At 45.3% G+C, this 24,030-nt stretch carries 21 protein-coding genes; 9 read left to right on the top strand and 12 right to left on the bottom strand.

The genetic code is table 11. The features are described from left to right. Nucleotides 1–19 precede the first annotated feature (19 nt). From ICL55_RS34320 to ICL55_RS34305, 4 genes are read left to right on the top strand one after another with little or no spacing between them, the layout of a single operon-like run. Entirely contained in the window at nucleotides 20–3,190 is a 3,171-nt protein-coding gene (locus ICL55_RS34320) for an efflux RND transporter permease subunit (protein ID WP_188106467.1), read from the top strand. 22 nt (nucleotides 3,191–3,212) lie between these two features. Next, nucleotides 3,213–4,631, top strand: coding sequence for an efflux transporter outer membrane subunit (locus ICL55_RS34315; protein WP_188106464.1), 1,419 nt, complete (start codon nucleotides 3,213–3,215; stop codon nucleotides 4,629–4,631). Nucleotides 4,632–4,685: 54 nt separating this feature from the next. After that, a complete protein-coding gene (locus ICL55_RS34310) occupies nucleotides 4,686–5,789 on the top strand; it encodes a sensor histidine kinase (protein WP_188106462.1) in 1,104 nt (367 codons plus the stop codon). Nucleotides 5,790–5,799: 10 nt separating this feature from the next. Beyond that, nucleotides 5,800–6,558 (top strand): LytR/AlgR family response regulator transcription factor, encoded by a 759-nt coding sequence (locus ICL55_RS34305; RefSeq protein WP_188106460.1) that lies wholly within the window; start codon nucleotides 5,800–5,802, stop codon nucleotides 6,556–6,558. On the opposite strand, the gene ICL55_RS34300 is transcribed toward ICL55_RS34305, so the two are convergent. Both ICL55_RS34300 and ICL55_RS34295 read right to left on the bottom strand, forming a co-directional pair. Beyond that, nucleotides 6,559–7,797, bottom strand: a complete 1,239-nt coding sequence (locus tag ICL55_RS34300; protein ID WP_188106458.1) for a FecR family protein — start codon at nucleotides 7,795–7,797, stop codon at nucleotides 6,559–6,561. 41 nt (nucleotides 7,798–7,838) lie between these two features. Continuing rightward, entirely contained in the window at nucleotides 7,839–8,441 is a 603-nt protein-coding gene (locus tag ICL55_RS34295) for an RNA polymerase sigma factor (RefSeq protein WP_188106457.1), read from the bottom strand. 421 nt (nucleotides 8,442–8,862) lie between these two features. Here ICL55_RS34295 and ICL55_RS34290 point away from each other — a divergent pair, with 421 nt between their 5' ends. The 3 genes from ICL55_RS34290 to ICL55_RS34280 are packed head-to-tail and all read left to right on the top strand — an operon-like array spanning nucleotide 8,863 to nucleotide 15,003. After that, nucleotides 8,863–12,168, top strand: coding sequence for a SusC/RagA family TonB-linked outer membrane protein (locus tag ICL55_RS34290; protein ID WP_188106454.1), 3,306 nt, complete (start codon nucleotides 8,863–8,865; stop codon nucleotides 12,166–12,168). A 45-nt stretch (nucleotides 12,169–12,213) separates the two neighbouring features. Beyond that, nucleotides 12,214–13,686, top strand: coding sequence for a RagB/SusD family nutrient uptake outer membrane protein (locus ICL55_RS34285; RefSeq protein ID WP_188106452.1), 1,473 nt, complete (start codon nucleotides 12,214–12,216; stop codon nucleotides 13,684–13,686). Between the two features lie 42 nt (nucleotides 13,687–13,728). Continuing rightward, on the top strand, nucleotides 13,729–15,003 hold the full coding sequence (locus ICL55_RS34280; RefSeq protein WP_188106450.1) for a TlpA family protein disulfide reductase: 1,275 nt from the start codon (nucleotides 13,729–13,731) through the stop codon (nucleotides 15,001–15,003). Between the two features lie 111 nt (nucleotides 15,004–15,114). Here ICL55_RS34280 and ICL55_RS34275 read toward each other — a convergent pair whose 3' ends face one another. The 5 genes from ICL55_RS34275 to ICL55_RS34255 form a co-directional block, all read right to left on the bottom strand. Then, a complete protein-coding gene (locus ICL55_RS34275) occupies nucleotides 15,115–15,396 on the bottom strand; it encodes a hypothetical protein (protein WP_188106449.1) in 282 nt (93 codons plus the stop codon). Between the two features lie 475 nt (nucleotides 15,397–15,871). After that, a complete protein-coding gene (locus ICL55_RS34270; RefSeq protein ID WP_188106447.1) occupies nucleotides 15,872–16,129 on the bottom strand; it encodes a hypothetical protein in 258 nt (85 codons plus the stop codon). Nucleotides 16,130–16,209: 80 nt separating this feature from the next. After that, on the bottom strand, nucleotides 16,210–16,638 hold the full coding sequence (locus ICL55_RS34265) for a MauE/DoxX family redox-associated membrane protein (protein ID WP_188106445.1): 429 nt from the start codon (nucleotides 16,636–16,638) through the stop codon (nucleotides 16,210–16,212). A gap of 10 nt (nucleotides 16,639–16,648) precedes the next feature. Further along, nucleotides 16,649–18,031: a serine/threonine protein kinase gene (locus ICL55_RS34260; RefSeq protein WP_188106442.1), complete on the bottom strand. Its 1,383-nt coding sequence runs from the start codon at nucleotides 18,029–18,031 to the stop codon at nucleotides 16,649–16,651. 380 nt (nucleotides 18,032–18,411) lie between these two features. Continuing rightward, entirely contained in the window at nucleotides 18,412–19,392 is a 981-nt protein-coding gene (locus tag ICL55_RS34255) for a helix-turn-helix transcriptional regulator (protein ID WP_188106440.1), read from the bottom strand. Nucleotides 19,393–19,808: 416 nt separating this feature from the next. Between ICL55_RS34255 and ICL55_RS34250 the strand changes: the two genes are divergently transcribed. Continuing rightward, nucleotides 19,809–20,228, top strand: a complete 420-nt coding sequence (locus tag ICL55_RS34250; protein ID WP_188106438.1) for a hypothetical protein — start codon at nucleotides 19,809–19,811, stop codon at nucleotides 20,226–20,228. A 23-nt stretch (nucleotides 20,229–20,251) separates the two neighbouring features. Next, complete coding sequence (locus ICL55_RS34245; protein ID WP_188106435.1) at nucleotides 20,252–20,716, top strand: GNAT family N-acetyltransferase; 465 nt, start codon at nucleotides 20,252–20,254, stop codon at nucleotides 20,714–20,716. Here ICL55_RS34245 and ICL55_RS34240 read toward each other — a convergent pair. From ICL55_RS34240 to ICL55_RS34220, 5 genes are all read right to left on the bottom strand, one after another. Next, the gene (locus ICL55_RS34240) at nucleotides 20,713–21,258 is read right to left on the bottom strand and encodes a hypothetical protein (RefSeq protein ID WP_188106433.1); all 546 of its coding nucleotides are present in this window, start codon (nucleotides 21,256–21,258) and stop codon (nucleotides 20,713–20,715) included. The genes ICL55_RS34245 and ICL55_RS34240 overlap by 4 nt on opposite strands. A gap of 179 nt (nucleotides 21,259–21,437) precedes the next feature. Next, the gene (locus tag ICL55_RS34235) at nucleotides 21,438–21,680 is read right to left on the bottom strand and encodes a hypothetical protein (protein WP_188106431.1); all 243 of its coding nucleotides are present in this window, start codon (nucleotides 21,678–21,680) and stop codon (nucleotides 21,438–21,440) included. A gap of 189 nt (nucleotides 21,681–21,869) precedes the next feature. Beyond that, complete coding sequence (locus ICL55_RS34230; RefSeq protein WP_188106429.1) at nucleotides 21,870–22,280, bottom strand: hypothetical protein; 411 nt, start codon at nucleotides 22,278–22,280, stop codon at nucleotides 21,870–21,872. Between the two features lie 14 nt (nucleotides 22,281–22,294). Next, on the bottom strand, nucleotides 22,295–22,777 hold the full coding sequence (locus ICL55_RS34225) for a VOC family protein (protein ID WP_246496851.1): 483 nt from the start codon (nucleotides 22,775–22,777) through the stop codon (nucleotides 22,295–22,297). A gap of 29 nt (nucleotides 22,778–22,806) precedes the next feature. Further along, the gene (locus tag ICL55_RS34220; RefSeq protein WP_188106426.1) at nucleotides 22,807–23,376 is read right to left on the bottom strand and encodes a hypothetical protein; all 570 of its coding nucleotides are present in this window, start codon (nucleotides 23,374–23,376) and stop codon (nucleotides 22,807–22,809) included. Nucleotides 23,377–24,030: the final 654 nt, after the last annotated feature.

Below are 24,030 nucleotides of genomic sequence, written 5' to 3'. Positions count from 1 at the left end.
ACCCAAAGTAATACAAGTCATGCTCAATAAAATCATTCAACGACCAGTACTCGCCACCGTGATATCGGTGATCCTGGTAATCCTGGGTATCGTAGGCCTCACGCGGCTGCCGGTGACCCAATTCCCCGACATCGCTCCGCCCAGCGTAGTGGTGAGCGCCACCTTCCCCGGTGGTAACGCAGCCACCGTACTGCGTTCGGTGGTAACGCCGCTGGAAGAAGCCATCAACGGCGTGGAAAACATGACCTATATACAGTCTACCGCCAGCAACGACGGTATGGGCATGGTCACTGTTTTTTTTAAACTGGGCACCGATCCCGACCAGGCGGCGGTAAACGTACAAAACCGCGTGGCCCAGGTAACCAGCCAGCTGCCTGCTGAAGTAATACAGGCCGGCGTGACCACCACCAAACAACAGAACGGGATGATCATGATCCTCGATCTGGTGAGTGATAATAATAAAAAATACGACGAAGCTTTCCTCCAGAACTACGCTAAGATCAACGTAATACCAGAGATCAAACGTATTCCGGGCGTAGGCCAGGCACAGATCTTCGGCGCCAAGGACTACTCCATGCGGGTATGGCTGAAGCCCGAACAGCTGTCGGCCTATAACGTTACGCCGACGGAGGTGATGAACGCTATCCGCGACCAGAGCCTGGAAGCCGCTCCCGGTAAATTCGGGGAAGGCACCGATGAGCCTTTGTCTTTCGTGATCAACTATAAAGGGAAATTCAATCTCCCTGAACAGTATGAAAAGATCGTTATCCGCGTAGCGCCTGACGGTTCGGTGTTGTACCTGAAAGACCTCGCCCGCATCGAGCTGGGATCGGCCAACTACACCACCGACAACCGCGTGAACGGTAAAGACGCCGTGACCATGGCCATCTTCCAGACCAACGGGTCTAACGCCAACGCTATCCAGACCGCCATCGGCGAGGTGATGCAAAATGCCTCCAAGACATTCCCTAAAGGGATACGCTATAACATCACCATGAGCACCAAGGAGCAGCTGGACATCTCCATCAAACAGGTAAAATCCACGCTGATAGAAGCTTTCGTGCTGGTGTTTGTGATCGTGTTCCTGTTCCTACAGGACTTCCGGTCCACCCTGATACCCGCTATTGCGGTGCCGGTGTCGCTGGTAGGTACTTTCTTCTTCCTGCAGATGATGGGCTTTTCCATCAATATGCTGACGCTCTTTGCGTTGGTGCTGGCCATCGGTATTGTGGTGGATGACGCCATTGTGGTAGTGGAGGCCGTACACAGTAAGATGGAGCGATCGCACCTGCCGGCCAAAGCCGCCACCATGTCGGCCATGGGCGAGATCACAGGCGCCATCGTATCTATCACGCTGGTAATGGCCGCGGTGTTCCTGCCGGTAGGTTTCATGGAAGGACCTACAGGCGTGTTTTACCGCCAGTTTGCCTTCACGCTGGCCATCGCCATCCTGATCTCTGCGCTGAACGCTTTGACGCTGAGTCCTGCGCTGTGTGCCCTCTTCCTGAAGAACACCCACGCCGGCGAAGGCAGTCATGATGGCAAAGCCCCGGCGCCGAAAGGATTTGCGGGCCGTTTCTTCACCGCGTTCAACACCGGCTTTACAGCACTCACCAATAAATACGGCCGTGGTGTAAAATGGCTGATCAACTACAAATGGGTGGGCCTCGGTTTACTCGGCATCGTGACCGCCGTTACCGTATGGCTGATGCAGACCACGCCGAAAGGCTTTATCCCCAACGAGGACGGCAGCTTTGTGGCCTACTCCCTGTCCCTCCCTCCGGGAGCGGGCCTGGACAGGACCACCCAGGTGCTGCATCGCGCCGACAGCATCCTGCAAAAGATGCCTTTTGTAGAATCCGAGACCAGCATCTCCGGTTACAACATCCTCAGTAACGGCGCCAGTCCGGCTTATGCCATGGGCTTCGTGAAACTGAAACCTATCAAGGAACGTGGCGACACCAGCGATATCAATGACATCGTGTATGTGCTCACCGATCAACTGGCCACTATCAAGGAAGGCACCTTCAGTGTGTTCACCTTCCCGACAGTGCCCGGCTTCGGTACCTTCAGCGGCCTCGAACTGGTACTGCAGGACCGCACCGGCGGCCCGGTGGAGAAGTTCAGCGAAACCGCCAATAAGTTCATCGGTGAATTGATGCAGACCCCGGAGATAGGCGTGGCCTTCACCATGTTCAAAGCGGACTTCCCGCAGTACGAGCTGATAGTGGACGCCGTAAAAGCCAAACAGCTGGGCGTAAGCGTGAGCGATCTGATGATGACCATGCAGACCTACTACGGTAGTAACCAGGCCAACGACTTCAACCGGTTCGGTAAATATTATCGGGTGATGGTGCAGGCGGAGCCACAAGCCCGCAGTAACCCGGGCAGTCTCGAAGGTATATTCGTGAAGAACGATCAGGGACAGATGGTGCCGGTGAACAGTATCATTACGCTGAAGAAAGTATATGGTCCGGAGATGATGAACCGTTACAACCTGTTCAACTCTATCGCCATCAACGCCATCCCTAAACCGGGGTACAGCACTGGCGACGCCATTAAGGCCGTTGAGCGGCTGGCCGCCTCCAGGCTGCCTACAGGCTTCAGCTACGAATGGACCGGCTTAAGTAAGGAAGAAAAAACTGCCGGCAATCAGATGGTGTTCATCTTCGTACTGGCGCTGGTGTTCGTATACTTCCTGCTGGCAGCGCAATATGAAAGTTACCTGTTGCCACTGGCCGTACTGTTTTCTATCCCTACCGGTATCCTGGGCGTATTTCTCGCCATTAATATGGCCGGTATCGATAACAATATCTATGTACAGGTAGGTCTGGTGATGCTGATCGGCTTGTTGGCCAAGAATGCCATCCTGATTGTGGAGTTTGCCGTACAGCGGCGCCGTGCAGGCAAAACGCTCGTATCGGCAGCGCTGGAAGCAGCGAAGCTGCGTCTGCGCCCGATCATTATGACATCACTCGCCTTCGTGGCCGGCCTGATACCGCTGATGGTCGTAAAAGGCCCGTCAGCGCTGGGCAACCACTCTATTAGTATCGGTACCGCCGGTGGTATGTTGTCCGGTGTTATCCTCGGTGTGTTCATCATCCCGGTATTATTTATCGTGTTCCAGTACCTGCAGGAAAAAGTCTCCGGTAAAAAGCCGGTAGCCACTCAGGAAGCAGTTGCGGTGTAAACACTTTTAAAATCAGTATACAATGACTACCAATAAATCACTGTTGTTCGCTATTGCCGTGCTCTCCAGCACGGTGATGGCCTGCAGGGTGGGCAAAGAGTACACCAGACCGGCCACCACGATGCCCGTTCAATACCGGGATATGGCCGTGCCGGCCGACAGCAGCAATATCGGCCAGCTGTCGTGGAAGACCTTCTTCACCGATCCGGCGCTACAAACGCTGATCGATAGTGCTATCGCGCACAACTTCGACATCCAGACCGCCCTGAAAAACGCAGAGATCTCTGCACAAACGCTCAAAACCGCGAGGCTGGGCAATCTGCCGGACATCAACCTGCAAATACAGGCCAACCGCAGCTACCCGTCCAAGAACAGTTTGAACGGCTCCATGGCCGATCAGTTTATGGGTACCCGTTATATGGACGACTATAACGCCAACGTGAGCCTGAGCTGGGAAGTAGTGGCCTGGGGTAAAATCAGCCGGCTGAAAGAAGCCGCCCTCGCCGGTTACCTGGGTAGCGCCGAAGCTGCCCGCGCCGTACAGACCCGCATTGTCAGCGAGGTAGCGCAGGGGTATTACAACCTGCTGATGCTGGACCAGCAGCGGGACATCGCCGCCAGGAACCTGGCGCTGAACGACAGCACCCTGTCGATGATGCAGTTGCAATACCAGTCCGGTATGATCAACAACCTGGCCATCGAACAAACCGCCGCACAGCGGCAGGTGGCCGCTGCCCTGTTACCCCAACTGGAACAGCAGATCACGCTCCAGGAAAATGCGCTGAGCATTCTTACCGGCACGCTGCCTGCCAGCGTGGCCCGGAGCAACCGGCCTTCATCCGTTGTCACCGGCAGTCCCCTCCAGGCAGGCGTGCCCGCCAGTTTGCTCAGTCAACGCCCCGACGTACAGGCCGCCGAGATGGCCGTTAAAGTAGCCAACGCCAAAGCGGGCATCGCACAGGCCAGCATGTACCCGGCCCTTAATATCACCGCCACTGCAGGCCTTAACACATTTAAAGCCAGCAACTGGTTCAGCATACCAGGCAGCCTTTTTGAAACAGTAGCCGGCAGCATTACGCAGCCGATCTTCCAACGGAAGAAATTAAAGACAGATTGGGAAATAGCTAAAATTGAATGGGAAAAAGCAGCGATCGACTTTCGGAAATCGGTATTGACAGCCGTTGGAGAAGTATCAGACGCCCTCGTGAAGATCGACAAGCTCAAAGCGCAACAGGAGATGACGCAAGTGCGGGTAGACAAACTGCATAGCGCGACCAAAAATGCCGGCTTACTGTTTCAAAGTGGCATGGCCACCTACCTGGAAGTGATCACCGCACAAAGCAATGTGCTGCAAAGTGAACTGGACCTCGCGTCAGTGCAACGTGCCCAACAAAGCGCCGTCGTAGAGCTTTATCGTTCCCTCGGTGGCGGCTGGAAATAGGTGTCATATGATTACTTTATATTTAGGGCCAGTTGGAAGCACTAAAAACAAGCAATGACCAAAAATAACAGGACAGAAAAAATGTTCAACAGGTATTACCGGATATTTATCATTCCTATGATATTTCTCCTGTACTACCTGTTGTCCTATCTGGTAAACCCCTACAGCGAGTCGTGGACCAAGATGTTCAAACAAAGCTGGAAGGAATGGATGATAGAGATCACCATCATGATGATCTTCTGTTGGCTGATCACAGAGCTGAGCCTGATCACCGCCCGGTGGATGGACCGGTGGATCCCCTGGGAACGATGGCCCATCCGGCGTTTCATTGCGCAGCTCTGTGGCCAGATCATCTCCGTGGGCGTGCTGCTTAGTATTTTCTATGTGATCCTGTCGCTTATATTCGGGCCGCGGGAGAACGAACCGGTAACGATACCCGAGAAGCTGGACGAGTGGCAGTTTGTCTTCGTGTGTGTGATGCTGTCGATACTGATCAGCGCCGTGCATACCGGCAACTACTTCCTGCAACGCTGGAAAACCTCCATGCTGGAAGCTTCCGAGCTGGAGCTTAAAGCCGCCGAGCTACGGCAGATAGCGATGCAGTCGCAGCTGCAATCTCTCAAACTACAGCTCGACCCGCATTTTATGTTCAACAATTTCAGTACGCTGTCGGCGCTGATTGAAGAAGATAAAACCACCGCATTGTCTTTCCTTGAGAATCTATCGCGCGTGTACCGGTATATGATCGTCAATCTTCCCAATGATATTATCACCCTGAAAGAAGAGTTACGTTTTATACAAGCCTACATCTATCTGATCCGGATCCGGCACGGAGACAACGTCGATATCCGGATTGACGTACCGGCAGAGATTTCCGGTCGGGGCATCCCTCCTATCACGCTGCAGCTGTTGATAGAAAACGCCATCAAACATAATGTCGCCACCGGCGAACATCCGTTGCACATTCATATTTATCAAAACGAAGAAGGGAAACTAACTGTCAGCAATAATACCCAGCGTATCCCCAATGTGATCCCGTCAACCAAACTGGGCCTGGAAAATATCCGGAACCGCTATGCGCTGCTCTCCGACCAGACACCTGATATCAGGGAAGAACACAGCATGTTTATGGTAACGCTGCCATTACTGGACTTTTAAAATTAACTGTATGAGAATCGTGATCGTAGAAGACGAAAAACCCAATGCTACCCGCTTAAAGAACCTGGTGCAGGACATCTGTCCGGATGCCATCGTGGAGGCGATGCTGGACACCGTGAGCGGCAGCGTGGCATGGTTTCGGGAAAACCCTCATCCCGATGTGGTACTGATGGACATCCGGCTGGCCGACGGCCTGTCATTTGATATATTCCAGGAGGTACCCCTTCAATGTCCGGTTATCTTTACCACGGCCTACGACGAATATGCCATCCGGGCGTTTAAAGTAAATAGCATCGACTACCTGCTGAAGCCCATCGAAAAGGAGGACCTGCGGCTGGCGCTGGACAAGATCCACAAACAGCCCACACAGGCCGGTCCCACCGAGATGGTACAGCAGCTGCTGGAATTTTTCAAACAGAAAGAAGTGTCCTACCGTACCCGATTCATGCTCCCCTTCCGCGATGGATACCGTACCGTACTGGTAGAAGACGTGGATTTTGTTTTTTATGCCACCAACGTGACCCACCTGGTGCTGAAGGACAAGTCGCACGTAGTAGTGACCCAGACGATGGACGAACTGGAAGAGCAGTTAAACCCCGTTCAGTTCTTCCGTGCCAACCGGCAGCATATCATTGGTGTACACAGCATAGACCGCATACTCCATTCTTTTAACGGCAAATTGCAGATCCGGCTGAAGCGAGATCCCGATCGGGAGGTGCTGGTGAGCAAGGAGAAAGTACCGCTGTTTAAACAGTGGCTGGATAAGTGATTATTTAAAGTGTAAGCGTCCGTTTTTATCGAAGTAATAATCCACGGTAGTCGTTGACTTCAGGTTTTCCAGGAATATATGGATAGACTGGTTGCGTTCGAGGCTGCCGGTGAATGTTTCGGAAGCGATTCGGGCGTTGTCCATGATGACGGGGATACCGAACCAGCGGGGAAGTACGGAGGCTATTTCCGCAAGAGAGGTATTGGAGAAATGAAAGATACCCTGGCGCCAGGAGAGTTCTTCGGTTTCGTCGAAGGGTAGAATATCGATTCCTTTACCAGTCGCGATAGCCTGTTGTCCGGGTTTTAGTGTTACCTCTTCCCCGTTTTCCAGCATTCTTACCGCTCCTTCCACCAATGACACCTTTATTGTTCCATTATCATAAGAATTGACATTAAAGGAGGTACCCAGAACTTGTACAGTGCTATGGGCCGTATGTACAAAAAAGGGTCGGTTGACATCTTTTGCCACATGTATAAACGCTTCCCCCTCAATAAATACCTCTCTTATCTTTCCTTGAAATGGCACTGAGAATCGCATAGTAGTCGCAGAATTTAGCCAAACATCCGAGCCATCGGATAATCTCACCTTATAGTCGAGACCAACGGGAACTACCAATGTTAACGTTTCGTTTCGTTTTGACGAGTCGATGGTACTTGTTGCCAGCGAAAGCGTTTTATGACTGTTGGTGAAGTGTAATTGTTGCAATGCAATGGTCCCACTGTCTTTAGAAAGATTCACCACTTTGCCATTGGCCAATTGTAATTGTACACCACGCTTTTTATCCACCAGGTTCAGGTGCTGGGGAACAGATTGTCTGGGCTGGAATTGCCACCAAGCTGCAATCACAGCCACCAGCACTGCTGCTGCGGCCGGCCAGATAGCGGGGTGTATACGTTGCGCTGCAGTAGTAGGCGCTGGCTGTAGGGCATCAGGTGTTTCTTCCTGCAACAGGAACGGGATAAGTTCATCCGATTGTTTATCCTGTTCCCATGGAATGGGCACGGGGATGTTGCTATCGGCAGGTAATGTTGTAATGTCTTCCCATTGGAGGTGATCAAAGCGGTCAAAGCCGGTTTCAATATCTTCAGTAGAATATAGTTGTAATGTATGGTGCCATACGCTGGCTACCACGCTGTCTGTTTCGATCAGGTGGTCGAGATAGGCTTCATCAGCAGCGTCAATTACGCGACCGATTTTCTCCATCATCAGTTGCTGTATTTTTAAATTGGCTCTCATCACTTAAATAAGACACATTTTTTGGCAAGGTGGGCTAACGACTAATAGACTTTATTTTTAAGCAGGTTCCGCAGGTCCTTCAGGGCGAGTGCCATGTGTGTTTTCACGGTGGCTTCACTGATGCCCAGATAGTTGGCTATTTGCTGGCGGGTAAACTGGTGCAGGTAACCCAGTTTAAATACCCTTGCCCTGACGGCCGGCAGTTGTGCCATGGCGTCGGACAAGTGTTGCTGCAGCTCTTTATTCTCCAGGACATCGGCCGGTGGTTCATAGTCAGGTGGCAGTTGCAGGCGCGCGGCACGCTTACGCATGATCTCGCTATGTCGGATATAGTTAAGACAACGATTACGGATACTGATAAAAAGGAAGTTTTTAATAGGCCCAATGAGTGCGCCGGTTTTACTCCAGTCCATCTGCCAGAGGTCCACAAAAAATTTCTGGACAAGATCCTGTGCTTCCGTCTCCTGTTGAACGATTCCGTAAGCCACCACAGTCAGCCATTTGCGGTAGGTGGTATACACATAACCAAAAGCATCCGGATCGCGCTCCTTCAGCTTTTGCCATAATATCATATCATTTTCGTACTTGCTCATGGCTGCGTATTCGGTATTGATATGCGATAGTGACAAGGTATACCGTAACATCCGTCAAAGGGATAAACAGGCCAGTTACTATCAAGTACTGACATAGTGTTAAGCATGGCAATAATGTTATGTAAAAGATTCGCCCCGCACAGAGCGTTTTCGATTTTTTTGTTGCAAACCCCGTAACGTACTATAGCATATCAAATAAATAGTCTTACATGAAAATAAGGCATAACCCGAGGCTACAGCGAATTGAACGAAAAGAAAAAATGTTAATCAGTTGTTATGAAATATCAGATGCAAAGAAAGAATGCAAATACTAATTTGTATGTTAATTTTCTGTTATGGACACAAACGCGTAACATTAAGTTAACGCGAAAAAATCCTCCTGCTGTTAGGCCAGCTTTTTTCTTTTGTTGTCTTCTTATTAGAGGTACCTGATTTTACAACAACAATTTATCAAACCTATCAACACATTGTCATGAACTTTACACACCATGTGCGCGGAGGTGGGCTCCGTAAACTAATCACACTGGTACTTATTGCCGGTATGCTGTATATCTCCCCTCCCGCAAGCGCATCCAGTCAGGGAGAAATGAAGGTGACACTGTCCTTTAAGGATGCTCCCATCAGTAAAGTCTTTAAGGACATTGAGAAACAAACTGGCCTCGTATTCCTGTACAACACTAACCAGATACAGGATGACTATCGGATAAGCATATACGTCAAAAAAGCGTTACTCAACGATGTGTTGAAAAATATTCTTTCCACCAAGGGTATTACCTGGGAATTCAGAATTAAAACAATTGTTTTAAAACCAGAGAAAACACCTGCTTCAATGAATGCTGCACCCGCTGACTCCGGCAGTGTTATCTCCGGCGTGATTAAGGATCAAAACGGAACCCCATTACCAGGAGCATTCATTATTGTAAAGTCCACACAGAAAGGTGCTATCAGCAATGAAAAGGGAAAGTTTACCCTTAATAATGTACCGCGCGGGGCACTACTTCAAATCAGCTATACAGGGTACACTCCTAAACTGATGAATGCCACCGCTGAACCTATGCAGGTAAAATTGGAGGTTGCCAACAACCGGTTGGACGAAACGGTGGTAATGGCTTATGGCACAACATCGAGGCGACTGAATACAGGAAATATAGGTAAAGTAACAGCAGAAGAAATATCCAGACAACCGGTATCAAATGTATTGGCAACGCTGGAAGGAAGAATACCTGGTGTATTGATAACGCAGAGTAGCGGGGGACCGGGAGCATCTGTTAAGGTACAGGTAAGAGGACAGAGTTCACTTATCAATGGCTCCGAACCGCTTTTCATAATAGACGGAATTCCATTTGCTCCGAACAACGGTAACATCAATAATCTAAATTCAATACTCAGTCAGAAAGATGGTGGCTTAAGCCCGTTCAGCATGCTTAACCCTGCAGAAATTGAAAGTATTGAAGTATTAAAAGATGCAGATGCCACTGCCATCTATGGTAGCAGAGGCGCCAATGGTGTGGTATTGATTACAACCAAAAAGGCAAAAGCAGGGAAAACGACGTTGAATGCAAACGTAAATACCGGTGCCAGTACAGCGGCGAGGATGTTGAAAATGATGAACACACAACAATACCTGGCGATGCGCAGAGAAGCCTTCAAAAACGATGGTCTTATTCCGAGCTCTACTCCTGGCCCTGCATATGCTCCTGATTTGACAAAATGGGATACCACAAGATATACCGACGTCCAAAAACTGGTCTACGGAGGAACAGCAAAACTACTTAATGCCGGTCTTTCTATTGAAGGCGGAAATGAACAAACGCAGTTTTCAATAGGAGGTAATTTCCATCGGGAAACAACTATTTTACCAGCTGATGCCGCGGATAACAATTCTTCCATAAGAGTATATTTGCATCATACAAATCCCAATAGGAAATTAAATATTACGCTTACTTCGTTGACCAATCTTGACAACAACAAATTAATACCAGGAAGCACTATCGATTATCAGCTTCCTCCTAATATACCTGAATTATATGACTCCACCGGACGTCTAAACTGGACAAAATCAGGTGTCACATTTCAAAACCCCATGGCTGGTTTCCTGAGAAAATATACAGCCATAACAAATAACTTCCTTAACAATCTAACGGTCGACTATCAAATAATAGATGGCCTTTCATTTCGGGCAAGCGGCGGCTTCAACGTTATGAACGTTAAGGAAACACAGCTCTTTCCAGTCGCCTCATATAACCCCGCTACTAACCCCACAGGCTCTGCATCTTACTCAAACAGCAACTACAAAAGCTGGATTATTGAGCCTCAACTGGAGTATACGCGTTCTCTATTTAACGGAAAACTGGACCTTTTGTTGGGGGCCACATGGCAGGAAAATCAAAGAGACAATGCCAGTTTTACACTTGAGGGATACACCTCTGATAATCTTCTTGGGTCCATTGCTGCCGCACCAAGTGTGGGAAATAAATCATCAGATGACAGTAAGTATAGATACGAAGCACTATTTGCGCGGCTGAATTATGCATATTCCAACAAATATATAGTTAATCTGACTGGCAGAAGAGACGGATCCTCCCGTTTTGGTCCCGACAAGAGATTCTCAAACTTTGGAGCAGCTGGCTTGGCCTGGATTTTTACGAATGAAAGTTTCTTTTCCCATCATGTACAATTTCTGAGCTACGGTAAATTAAGAGGAAGCTATGGCATAACGGGCAATGATCAAATTGGAGACTATAAGTATCTATCCACATGGGCTCCGGTGCAAGCTTATCAGGGAGGGGTTAGCGTCGCGCCAGACAATCCATTCAATCCGGGTTTCAACTGGGAAAAAAACCAAAAACTGGAAGTAGCTCTTGAACTTGGGCTCCTGCATGACAGAGCGCTTTTCTCGGTTGTGTACTATAAAAACCGAAGCGGCAATCAACTCGTAAATTATCGTTTGCCTACACAAACCGGTTTTGCTTCCATCACCAAAAACCTTCCGGCAGTAGTTATCAATAAAGGGTTTGAATTTGATTTAAACCTCAAAATAATAAACACGAAGCAAGTAAGATGGAATATACAGTCTAATCTGACATTACCCACTAATATATTGGAGAGCTTTCCCGACCTGAGCAACTCCAGTTATGCAAATGTATATGAAATCGGCAGATCAGTAAACCTGTTGAGATTATACAAGTATACTGGCATCGATCCCAAAACCGGCGTGTATACATTTGACGATATCAACAAAGACAATACCATCGACCAAAAAGATCTTCAATATGTCGGAAAAACAGATCCTAACTATTTCGGATCGGTGTCAAGCGACATCAATTACAAAGGTTTTCAGTTAAGCGTCCTGTTCAGTTTTCGAAAACAACTGGGACGAAACACACAATACACGCTCTATACCTCAAAAAACTTTCCTGGCATGATGTACAATCAGCCAACCTCGGTTATTGACAGATGGCAGAAGGATGGAGACAATGCAACTTATGAAAAATTCACGGCTGTAACTACAAGCGCGGCATATAAACAAGCCATTCTTTATGCCCGTTCCAGCGGTATGTATAGCGACGCTTCGTTTATAAGGCTCAAGAACGTCTCTCTTAGTTATACATTTCCGGATAAATACATGAAATCTATTGGGATGAAAGGAGCCAAAGTATTTGTTCAGGCACAAAATCTGTTTACCATCACAAACTTCCTCGGGGATCCGGAAACGCAATACTTATATGGCATTCCCCCGTTGAAAACGGTAGCCGGAGGTGTACAGTTGTCCCTGTAAATCTCGAGGAAAGTACATTCCAATAACCTTCTAATTAATTTCAATATGCTAAGATATATCCAACTTACTATCACCGGAGACCTCATCACAGTAGTGATACCTCCCCAAAAAAGGAGGCAACAAATAACGATTTATGCCCTTACATTTGTAATGTTCATTACAACAGCATGCAATAAATTCGTAGACGTCCCCTCTCCTGATAACAAAATCACATCAAAAGAGCTTTTTAAGGATGACGCTAGTGCCACATCAGCAGTGAGTGGCCTGTATTCCCAGATTTCCGCCAACGGAATAAACATGTCGTCAGGTGCAGTAACGATATACACCGGGTTAACGTCAGATGAACTGATCAGTACTTCCGGTACCAATACTGACTTGATTGAATTTCAAACTAATTCGATCAGCAGTGGCAATTTCGTCAATCAAAGCAGCATTTGGCCCACAGCATATCAGTACATATACCAGGCAAATGCCGCCATTGAGGGCATCACCAATAGCAACGGCATCTCCTCCGGAACAAGGAATCAATTATTGGGAGAATGTAAGGTAATCCGAAGTCTTTTATATTTCTATTTAACACAATTATACGGGGACGTGCCGCTAATTACGTCTACAGATTACAACACAACATCCGTGCAAGGCAGAACCGCTATGAAAGACATCTATAATTTCATCATAACGGATCTTACTGATGCACAAAAAACGCTAACCGGTTCATATCCCTCCACAGGTAGGGTAAGACCCAATATTTATGCAGCTTCAGCACTCCTTGCCAGAGTTTATCTCTATACCGGAAACTGGAAATTGGCCGAAGACGAATCCAGCAATGTAATAAATGCGCCACAATACAGTCTAAACAGTGACCTCAACAAAGTATTTCTAATTGAAAGCAACGAAGCTATATGGCAGCTAGCTACTGTTGGAAACGGAATCAATACAAGAGAAGGAGCGACGTTTGTTCCTTTCAGTACCAGTGCAATACCCGGCTATATCCTCAGCCCACAACTATTGAGTGATTTTGAACCAGGAGACCCAAGAAGAACTGCCTGGGTAAAAAGTAGCACTATAAGCAATACCACCTACTATTTTCCATATAAATATAAAGTTCCCATTTCTTTTGCCAGCTCGACAGTAACAGAGAACTACACACTACTACGACTTGCAGAACAATACCTGATCAGAGCTGAAGCAAGAATAAGACAAGGACAAATTGGAGCAGGCATAAACGATATTAATGTGCTGAGAAAAAGAGCAAGAGGATCAAACAACGCCATTCTCGTCGACTTACCTAACAATGTAACCCAGGACCAGGCTTTAGCTTATGTCCTGAAGGAAAGAAGAATTGAGCTCATGGTTGAATGGGGCAATAGATGGCTTGACCTGAAACGGCTCCATTTGTCCAATACCGTCTTAAAACCAATTAAACAAAACTGGCAAGACAACGACACACTATTCCCAATTCCCAATCAGGAAATCATACTCAATAAAAATCTAACCCAAAACAAAGGATATAACTAAGTATCAATGGATTACTTTACGTCAACAATTAAACTAACAAAAATGAGAAAAATCAGTTGCCTGATAACCTTGCTCACGATTGGTATACAGATCCACTTTGCCCGTGCCCAGAAGGTTAACATTGGCGATAAATGCCCGGATATCAAATTAACAACACTAATAAATTATCCTACAAAAGAGGCAAAGCTATTGACAAACTTCAATAACAAACCACTCATCATAGATTTCTGGTTTACTGCCTGCGAGCCATGTATCGATTTCATTCCAGCTCTGGATTCACTCCAAAAAGCATACAATAATCAATTTAATGTATTGCTAACTACCTTCGAAAAAGAAGAGGATGTTATAAAATTCATCAAAAAGAATCCAAAATTAAAAGACATCCATCTACCTCCTATTCTAACATCCACCAGCGACAAGTCCGCCCTGAGAAACATGTTCCCCCATTTTTCAGAACCACATGAAATCTGGATAGACAAAAACGGAGTTGTGCAGGCAATTACCTCTCAATACGAAATAACACCAGAAAATATTGAAAAATTCTTACACGGTGTTGCATTGGATATCCCCGAAAAAAAAGAAGCGATGGACGCAAAAAGAGCCATGGGTGGACAACCATTACTAATAACAGACGAGCAATATTGTTCAGGAAAAAGAAAACTGTATTACTCCTGGCTGGGGGCTGCAGATCCCATGGTGCCTAATTTGACCACTTCTAATTTCTCGGCGCAAAAAGGAGAAAGCAGACTCGTTTGCCAAAATCTGAAACTCCACAAATTATATCAGATCGCATATGGAAGCACCCAAAGCACCAAACCGTTAAAAGTAATTGCCGCCTATAAAGATACTCTCAAATTTGCCCCTGATTTAAGAACATCCAAGAACTTGTATTGTTATGAACTATTTCTTAAAGACAGCTCAGAGAAAAAAGCAAGGAGAATAATGCAAAAGGAGCTGGATGACTACTTCAACCTAAAAAGCATGTTAAAACAAGATAGCGTTCTATGTTATGTCTTATCAAAAATGAAAAGCGGCGATCGTTTCAGGGCGGCTAAGACGGACAAAGCTTACCATGAGAAAAATAACGACAGCGTCTACATTAAGAATATCGGGATCGATTACGTAGTAAATAATAGGCTCTACAACAACCTTCAGCACGAGGTAGTAAACGAAACCGACTATTCGGGGAAAGTTGACTTGATTATACCTAACACGACAGACATCACAGAGCTAAAGCGCAGCTTAAATAAGTATGGACTTGACATCAATCTCGAAATGAGAAATGAGTATAGTATTTTGTTGCAGGACGCGCCTTGATATGACAAGCTCATAAACAAAAAACCATAAGGATTCGGGGAATAACCGGATCCTTATGGCAAAACGACAGTGTTAACAAACGCCAAATAATTACAAAAGTTCCATACAATATCAAAAGGACGCCCGAAACAAGGTAATCGGCTGTAGTTGACGCGCTGTATTAGTTCCTTGCAAACAAACAACCACTCCGCCTATAGGACAAGCACTTCTTGCCACAGCAACGGTAGAAATAAACGCCAGGTTCCCATTAGGGGTGTACCAGTTATATGTATAGCTCACCGCTCCGGGATCTGCTTTATGAGAAGTCGCATATGCTCCGCCAAACCCTATCAGCGCTCCCAGAGTAAGGTAGACAACCTTTATGCTTTCAGTAAATTTTACTCTTTTTTGCATACATCACGTTTTAAATATTACCAAAATTCAAAACCTGACCAATTGAAAGGGAATAAACCCGTTTATGGGTTTAGCCAGCCCAATGAGAGTGAAACAATGTTACAGGTGGTAGCTGTTTTGCAAAATTCGTTCCTCTCAAACACGTAATAAATCCGGAACCATCGCATCCACTGGCCTCTATAGCGGAGTTAACAGTCATTCCTATACTGAAGGGTGATCCTGCGGGTGTGTACCAATTATAAGTAGGATTGACGGCAACCCCGAATGCCGTGCGACCAGATGAAGCATAAGCTCCTCCTAAACCCACCAAAGCTCCTAAAGCCGTACAAATTATTTTCAACTTCTTGATTGGGTTATGCATCTTCATATAACAATGCTTTAAGAAAGTCAAACTTCAAAGTTCCGGCGCACTAATTATTGCGACCAGCATTAAATAAGAGGAGGCAGTTTTGCCGCCTCCTCTGAATAAAAATCCTTAGAATTTGAATAAGGTAACAGGCGCCTGCTGTTTAGCAACGTTAGTACCTTTAAGACAAGTTACACTTGTACCTTTACAGCCGGAAGCATTAGCAGCAGCAACTGTAGTTTGGCTAACAGAAAAAGGAGTACCTGCAGGGGTATACCAGTTGTAAGTCAGTACTCTTGCACTAGATTCACCCTGAGTAGCTGCATAAGCGCCACCAATACCAGCAACTGCTGCGAGAGCTGCGAAAGCAATTTTAATCTTGTTCATACATCTGATTTTTAAAAGGTTATAGATAAAAAATGTCATTTTTAAACCAGGTTGACTCCTGTACTATGCGCATCAGTATCTTAATTAAGTTTAAATCTATTTTTATTGTAATGCAGCAATAAAGCCACCCCTCCAAACACTAAAAAAAAGAGGTTAAACCACAAATGCTGCCCCCAGGTCAATTTGCTAATAACACCACCACAACTACAGGGAATCTTTTTAAACACACCCAGTTCTGCAATCGATATATAACCGGTAAATATGATCATAAGCCCTGTGGCCAATTTAAGACCCAGATACTTGTATCGGGGGATCAACAATACCGACACTATCAATAGCTCAACAACAGGAACTCCCCACATAATAAATGGTATCAAGGTTGGACCAAATGGCTGGAGCTTCAATTGCAAGTGGAATAACTTCATATCAAACAACTTACTCATTGCTGCATATGAAAACAACAAAATGTAGGCAAATGAAGCGATATCCGACAGCGTTTCTTTTTTCATATATTACAATTTAGTTGAATGCTTTTTCAACAGCCTGCCTTATTTCCAACAAATCTGGCCTTTTCCGTGGATCTACATCAAAACACTGCAGCATGATTGGGAGCAGGGACTCCACACCCCAATACTTTTCTATTTCGGGCACATTAACTTCACTATTTCTATTAATGAAAATACCAGGATGTCTACCACTTAGCATATGCAACAACAGCGACCCCATAGTATAAACATCTTCTTTAACCGTTGGAATGCTAAGCTGAAGTTGCTCTGGAGAAGCATAGCCAAAGACACCAAGTGTATACGGCGGGTTAGGCTCCCTTTCATTTATACTATATGACAATTCGAGGTCAATAGCATAAATATCACCAGAATGCAGTATCATGAAGTTGGTCGCAGTAGCGTCTCTATGAACATATCCTCTGTCATGCATGCATTCAATTATCCTCAGCACCTTTAAATAATAACTGACTAAAAGACGTTGATCATCCGCAGACAGCTCAGACCAACTTCTACCGAGGTATATTTTTTCAATCCTTTCCGCCAGATCAACCCCCTCCAACAACTCCATTACCAGATAACTCTCTTCACCCTGTTCAAAATAGTCGATAAACCTGGGTATGGGAACATATCCATACAGATCTCTTAATACTTTTGCCTGCCATTGTAATCTGTGTTTTATATACCTTCCATACTTATCATTGAATACATGATACTTGCCTTCTTTAATAAAGCACCAGCTAAATTTGAGCCCCTTCAAATCCACCGATTTCAATAAATCTCCTTTAGGCGATCGCCCCATCATTACCAACGGCACATAGCGCCTTTTTAGTAACCTTTTCCTTTTCCAATATTGATATTTCCTGTCTACCTTAAATGGCATTTTTTTCACATCTATCGCCTCTATAACTGGTGCAGCAAGCATATGACCATTTGTATTTTGTTGTTCCACATAACTAACAAAGGCCACGTATATAATCTCCCCCAGCCGAATTGCCTTATGGACTTCGGGGCCGTAAAAGTCCTTTGTCACATTAGTTAGCTGGGTTACGATTTCTTTCGTTTTTTTTTCATTATTTGTAAATACCGTTATCATTCTCCCTACTTCATCTACACCAAACCAGAAGTCATTTCTTTGTCCTGCAATTGTTTGATTTTTTACTACAGAAAATGCAACCTCTTCTTTATACAATAAAGGACACACGGTCGCAATCAGGCGCTCAATCTGGTCTACATCTACTGATAAAAATAGCAGCCACCCACTTGTACCCGGAAGACTTCCTACATTTAAACGATGTTCGTCTTCTGTATAGGGTATCGACATTTCATCAAGCAGGTGGTGGAAACCATTTTGCTGATCAACATTCTGGTTGTGTGTTTCCTTTAATTCATTTATCATACTTACTATTTTATGCAAGACAAACCCACCACCATCTACCTCGGTGGCATACATATTCGGGCTACTTATTAATATTGTCTATTTGAAATTACCTAAAGCATACATTGGCACAGTAAACCACCAGAGGGCCAGCGATCTCATCATGTTTTACCTGCAACATTTTACAATTCGGATTATGTGATTTTGTCTTTAATGGTACTACCAGGAGAGATTAACGGTTATTTTGATAAAATCAACTAGGTTCTTCTTTTCGGGCTTTCTGATTTTCCTGGTAACAACGTCAACAATATAAAGTTCCTTAATAAAAAGATAACAAAATATTCATTTTGGAAATGGTATCTTATCATTTTAGGTTTTTGGAGAAAGTTAACATTGAAATTTTAACGGGTCGCTCCCGGAAGCTTGCCGTGATATTTTTTATATTCCCGGGTGAAGTTTGCCGGATAGCCATACCCCAGCATATAGGCTATCTTATTCATACTCAGACCGGATTCCATGATAAGCCGCTCCGCAGTTTCCATTCGCTGTTTGACCAAATACTTGCTAATAGGTATCTGATAGTATTTGGAAAATCCTTTCTTAATCTTGGATTCGCTGATATTATACATATGCGCTAATTCACCCACGGTATGTGGAATATCAAGGTTCTGGTCTATATAGGACTTAATACCGGCAAACAACAAAAAGTCATTATTCTTTGTATCAGGGTGCTGATCGCTTTCAAAATAGGTAACAGCCAGCATCAATACTTCGAATACTTTATTCTGAATCCAGGAGGCCTTTAATTTATCTAACACACCCACCCTCTTCAACTCCCTAATCCGTCCGCCAAGATCCTCCTGAATAATACCGGCATGTTTACTGACAACAACCGACTTAACTCCCTCTATAAGCGCGGTCCATTTATTCAACATAGGCGACAGGCCGGCCAAATCAATGATTTGTTTCTTAGAAAAAGTAATGCCATGCCATTCGTAAACACCAGGATCAAAATACAACAGCAGTTTTTCCGGTTTTACCTCAAAAAGACTGAACTGCCCCTGGTAAAAAGGTAATTTACCCATGCTTTTGACAAGTACTTCTGCTGTTCCCTGCATCATACAGGAACACACATGAAATGTGCCCTTCACTTGTGTTTCGATGATAGTCTTTTCTTTAACAAAAAACATTGCATTGATAATCGAAGCGCCATTCGTTTCATATCTGTGCAGGAGAATATCTATTTTAGAAGACCTAAACAAATAAGGACTGGAAAAGGCATATATGTGCTGCCTGTATTCCTCTGGAATAACAATTGATGGGGCGACATGAATATTGGGGGCATTAGCAATAACAAACTCAAAAGTATGGATAGCGGACATCTCAAAAGCGGTTTTAAAGCAATTCAACCAAAAACTCGTACCATACAATTTAGACAATCATACTGCTAATACGCCACAGAATACATTTAAACCAAACCCTTTACAGAAAAGAGACACAGCCAATGTTAATTTTTTATCACTGCGAATATATCAGCAGTTTGGGATCATAACTTAATAGTTATTTTTTACCTGTTTAAAAAAACACTCATACTATGATACTACGAATTGCTGAAACTGAACCCGAAGTACATACCTTGGAAAAGGCCGTCCCGTTTTACCATTACAACCATATAAAGCCATTCACACATTCAAACTTTTTACATTTCAAAGACGTAGGGATTCTCTTTCAGAATAAACAATATGAAGGGTTTTCTTTGCGCTGGATGGTTTGTTTCACAGAAACAAGAAGAACTCTATTGATAAGTGAAGAAAGAAATAAGCTCGTCATCGAAACCTCTCCAAACAAGACCTTATATACCCGCTTCATCGAACAGGGAAAAGTACTACTTGAGCCGGATGAATATGGTATCACCCACGGCAGTACCGAGTTCTCCTCTATCATTCTCACCCAGGGCAGACAAGAAGTGATACGTCTTGAATTTGCGGCAGATGCCCTAAAGCAAGAGAAACTTTCCGACGCTACCAAACACTGGCACGATAACTTCGAACAGGAAAAATCCTGGCTCTATGGCAGCGGCAAAATCGACAGCACATTACAACAGCTATTCAGCGATATTATTAATACACCGGCAAACACCCCGGAAGAAGAGGCCCTCTTCGGCGCCAGGTGCCAGGAGATACTCCTCCACGTGGCGGCCCAACATGTGCCGGCCTGACAATAATTCCCTACCTTCGCCGCATGACCATCCGCCCATACACCGCCACCGACAAATCCGCCTGCCTCGACGCCTTCCGCAGCAATATGCCGCAGTTCTTCGCACCGGAGGAGCTCAAAGACTTCGACGAGTGGCTGGATACCCAGGCGCAACGCAACCTGGCCGATACAAGCGAATGCTACTATGTCATCGAAAACGAGGAGCAGGTGATAGGCTGCGGCGGCTACTACGTCCGGCCGGACAAGGCCACGGCGGTCATGACCTGGGGACTGCTGCACCGGCAGTACCACAAACAGGGCTGGGGCAGGCAACTATTCCAGCACAGAATAAACATCATTAAAGCAGTATGCCCTACCTGCACGATACAGCTGGACACCACACAACACTCCGCCCCTTTCTTTGGAAAGATGGGATTTGCGGTGACGAAAGTCACTGCCGACTTTTACGGACCGGGACTGGACCGCTACGATATGGAACTGAAAAACTAACCGTTAAACCGGGGATGGTTTAACCCATACAACATCACATATACATCGTCTCCTTCTGCATTAAATTCATTGATCAGGCCAATGCCCAGGATCTTATGGTCCATATAATCCGACAGGCTGTCGGTTTCTGCGTCGAAGTTAGGCGTAAAATAAAGGCAGATACCCAGAAAATTAGGGCTCATCAGTCCGCCGGGAGGAGAATAACAACTAAAGCCGGCATCTACCTGCAGCACTTCACGCACCGTCATGCCTACACGAAGTACGCCGTTGACCGTGCCCTGATACCCTTTTGTAGCAATGATATTGGTAATTCTTCCATCATAAATATCTACTTTCAGACGGATAATACCACCCATGTACCAGTATTCTATATATCGCAAGGAAGGTGTTGTCACGAGGCTGATCTTCTTGTCACGGGCAAAGTACTGGTCTGTCCGAAACATCTTCTCCAGTCCTTTTACCTCCATCCCCTGCTGAATACCACCAAGACTTACGCCGGGAATGATCGGTGCTTCAATGTCAAAATATTGCTCCTTCTCCATTTATTCTTTTAGTCAGGCGTCAAAAATAAGGGAATTCCCGTACAATCAGGTATACTACCTGCACAGATATCAAAAAGCCTTGCAAATGAGCAGACCTGCAAGGCAAAACGATTATCACACAAAATATGTATTTATCTTATTATCAATTAATTACAAATTAAAAATAGCCTTTTGATAATTCATCTGAATTTCACGGCTATCTGGTAAGTCTCCGTCGGTGCAGTCATTTCATTATTCAGTTTCTTCACCTTCACGGTTTTGATAAACCGCTGCAACCTGGCCATCAATTTGGCCGTTTCAGGTTTTGTTTTATCAGTAGCATAATCATACACAAGGCTATCCCGATTATATATACGGAGCGCTATCACGTCGAACTGTTGGATGGCTGCCGAGGAATCAATGACAATACTGATCCCTGCCAAACCGTTTATTCCTTTGGGAAAGATATCGGGGCTGATTCGGACAATCCGGTCATAGGTTATATCAAAATGTACCGGTATTATCGGACAGATCAACGTTTCGCCCCGGATCATGGTATCCCCTTTAGGGACTTGTCCTTTTGTCCGCCCACAAGCTAAACATAAGGCTAACAATACAACCAGTCGTATCATCTATATCTTTTTATCAACCAGGCTTACACCATAATATTCCCTCCCCTTCCTGCTTATCAGCAGCAACGGGTAACCAACATAAAAGAGCAAAGGTATCAATCTGATCATATGCCCCCATCTCCCGCCGTTACGACTCCCAAAAAACAGGTCTTTCACAGGGGCCGTAAACTGCATATGGGTCGGCACAGCGGCCTTCGGTTCAATATAAAAACAATTATACAAACCGTAAACACAAAGCAGCAGCGCTATCCGGTAGGTCCACCGGTTGTTTTTCATCACAACAAAAAAAAGCAACAACTGGAGCAATAGTGTTCTTCTGGCGAAAGAATGATGATCGATCATCAGACAACAAAGATTCGCGCCGGCAGAAAATACCAGGACGAACAATATCACGTATTTGATCATCTTCATAGTGCGGGGAAATATTACTTACCTGTCGGCTCCCACAATTCAATTTTGTTCCCTTCCACATCAAGGATATGCACGAACTTTCCGTAGTCGTACGTCTCGATGTTATCCAACACCGTCACCCCTTCTTTTTTCAGTTCCACGACCAGTGCTTCCAGATTCTCCACCCGGTAGTTGATCATAAAGTCCTTCGTGGAAGGTTCGAAATATTTGGTTTTTCCGGCGAAAGGGGTCCACAGCGTATATCCGTCCTGTGCAGTGTCTTCTTTTTGTTTCCATTCGAACTTTGCCCCGTATTCGTTGGTATCAAAACCGAGATGGGTTTTATACCATTGTCTGACTTTTTCGGGGTCGTTGCATTTGAAGAAAATGCCCCCGATGCCTGTTACGCGTTTCATCTGGATTTGTTTTTGGGTGGCATGGGTCCATACGGCGTTGAAGGCGAACCCAACGCCAAAGGATGCCGCCAGTACGAAAATGAGTAATGTTCTTTTTATCATACAGTGAATATTAACAGAACAAAACGTCGTCATTCACACTTTATCTCCTCTTTATCCGTATAAAGATACTGCCAGGCGAAGTAAGACCGGCTGCCAATCCTATAGCAGGTCACATTGCGATGATTCTCTTTCCCTTTTTCGTTATAAATCGTCCGCTCCAGTCTTAACACTCCATTCTTTATCTGAATTTTCTGCACGACGGAGCCTAAGGCCTGCGCTCGTAGCCTGTCAGGAAGCGAAACATCAGGTTTTATCGTAAGCCCTTTGCCCATCAGAAAATTTTCCTCCTCCCATTTTCTGAAAACAGACACTTCTTTCAGATAGCTGGCCTTACTTTTAGCGTTAACCCAATAATTCAGGCCAACAATCTTATCCGGCATTACATATTCGTATACATATTCCCGTGAGGTATCACCTACATGGCTGTAGATCGTCCGCCAGTAGTGGCCTATCTTCTCATAATGATAACTTTTAACCGTCTTGTTGTCGATATGACAGGTAATATCTTTCTCCCTATTATTCTTCGATTTTATTACCACGTATGGATATACGAAAGGGGACTTCAGCGGTTTGATCCCCTCCAGGGTAAACATATCCATATCTCCAAAAACAGCCTCCGTTTGCTGACTGTATCCCTGAAGCCTGCAAAGAACGCATAAAACAAATAAAGGTAATAGCCGGTTCATATAAATGCTACTTGTTATCCATCCAAATATACAGTATCTGCTTACATTAAACTTTGTCACTCACACGCTACCTCCTCCATATCCATATAAAGGTGCAGCCAGGCAAACAAAGACCGGTCACTAATCCGGTAGCAGCTCACATCATGATAGTCCGGTTTCTTTCCTTTGTGAGGTATCTCCCTCTGAAACATAGTTTGTCAACCAATAGTTGTTGATTTTTTTATAGTGATAACTGGAAACCCGCTTATCATTAACATGATACGAAATATCCTTCTCGTTATTATTCCGCGATCTGATGATCACATATGGATACACGAAAGGAGGCTTCAGCGGCTGGATACCCTCGAGGGTAAACATATCCATATCAGCGAAAACAGCTTCCGTATATTGACCATATCCGCGAAGGGAGCAAAAAAAGCACACAACCAATAAATGTAATAGCCGGGGGCATAGGGATTTTATCATATTATCTACCCAAATATAAGGCAACGATGGCATGCCTGCAATATTTAAACAGGGGGGAGCCCTAGCTTTGAGGATAGCAATCCTTACTGTAAGCACGTTTTC

The organism is Chitinophaga varians (genome assembly GCF_014529945.1).
Lineage (GTDB): Bacteria > Bacteroidota > Bacteroidia > Chitinophagales > Chitinophagaceae > Chitinophaga > Chitinophaga varians.
This window is presented reverse-complemented; position numbering and strand designations above follow the sequence as displayed.

Excerpts from the sequence above, each read along its gene's own strand:
- ICL55_RS34320 (WP_188106467.1), top strand. The coding sequence starts at position 20 with ATGCTCAATAAAATCATTCAACGACCAGTACTCGCCACCGTGATATCG.
- ICL55_RS34315 (WP_188106464.1), top strand. The coding sequence starts at position 3,213 with ATGACTACCAATAAATCACTGTTGTTCGCTATTGCCGTGCTCTCCAGC.
- ICL55_RS34310 (WP_188106462.1), top strand. The coding sequence starts at position 4,686 with ATGACCAAAAATAACAGGACAGAAAAAATGTTCAACAGGTATTACCGG.
- ICL55_RS34305 (WP_188106460.1), top strand. The coding sequence starts at position 5,800 with ATGAGAATCGTGATCGTAGAAGACGAAAAACCCAATGCTACCCGCTTA.
- ICL55_RS34300 (WP_188106458.1), bottom strand. The coding sequence starts at position 7,797 with ATGAGAGCCAATTTAAAAATACAGCAACTGATGATGGAGAAAATCGGT.
- ICL55_RS34295 (WP_188106457.1), bottom strand. The coding sequence starts at position 8,441 with ATGTTACGGTATACCTTGTCACTATCGCATATCAATACCGAATACGCA.
- ICL55_RS34290 (WP_188106454.1), top strand. The coding sequence starts at position 8,863 with ATGAACTTTACACACCATGTGCGCGGAGGTGGGCTCCGTAAACTAATC.
- ICL55_RS34285 (WP_188106452.1), top strand. The coding sequence starts at position 12,214 with ATGCTAAGATATATCCAACTTACTATCACCGGAGACCTCATCACAGTA.
- ICL55_RS34280 (WP_188106450.1), top strand. The coding sequence starts at position 13,729 with ATGAGAAAAATCAGTTGCCTGATAACCTTGCTCACGATTGGTATACAG.
- ICL55_RS34275 (WP_188106449.1), bottom strand. The coding sequence starts at position 15,396 with ATGCAAAAAAGAGTAAAATTTACTGAAAGCATAAAGGTTGTCTACCTT.
- ICL55_RS34270 (WP_188106447.1), bottom strand. The coding sequence starts at position 16,129 with ATGAACAAGATTAAAATTGCTTTCGCAGCTCTCGCAGCAGTTGCTGGT.
- ICL55_RS34265 (WP_188106445.1), bottom strand. The coding sequence starts at position 16,638 with ATGAAAAAAGAAACGCTGTCGGATATCGCTTCATTTGCCTACATTTTG.
- ICL55_RS34260 (WP_188106442.1), bottom strand. The coding sequence starts at position 18,031 with ATGATAAATGAATTAAAGGAAACACACAACCAGAATGTTGATCAGCAA.
- ICL55_RS34255 (WP_188106440.1), bottom strand. The coding sequence starts at position 19,392 with ATGTCCGCTATCCATACTTTTGAGTTTGTTATTGCTAATGCCCCCAAT.
- ICL55_RS34245 (WP_188106435.1), top strand. The coding sequence starts at position 20,252 with ATGACCATCCGCCCATACACCGCCACCGACAAATCCGCCTGCCTCGAC.
- ICL55_RS34240 (WP_188106433.1), bottom strand. The coding sequence starts at position 21,258 with ATGGAGAAGGAGCAATATTTTGACATTGAAGCACCGATCATTCCCGGC.
- ICL55_RS34230 (WP_188106429.1), bottom strand. The coding sequence starts at position 22,280 with ATGAAGATGATCAAATACGTGATATTGTTCGTCCTGGTATTTTCTGCC.
- ICL55_RS34225 (WP_246496851.1), bottom strand. The coding sequence starts at position 22,777 with ATGATAAAAAGAACATTACTCATTTTCGTACTGGCGGCATCCTTTGGC.
- ICL55_RS34220 (WP_188106426.1), bottom strand. The coding sequence starts at position 23,376 with ATGGATATGTTTACCCTGGAGGGGATCAAACCGCTGAAGTCCCCTTTC.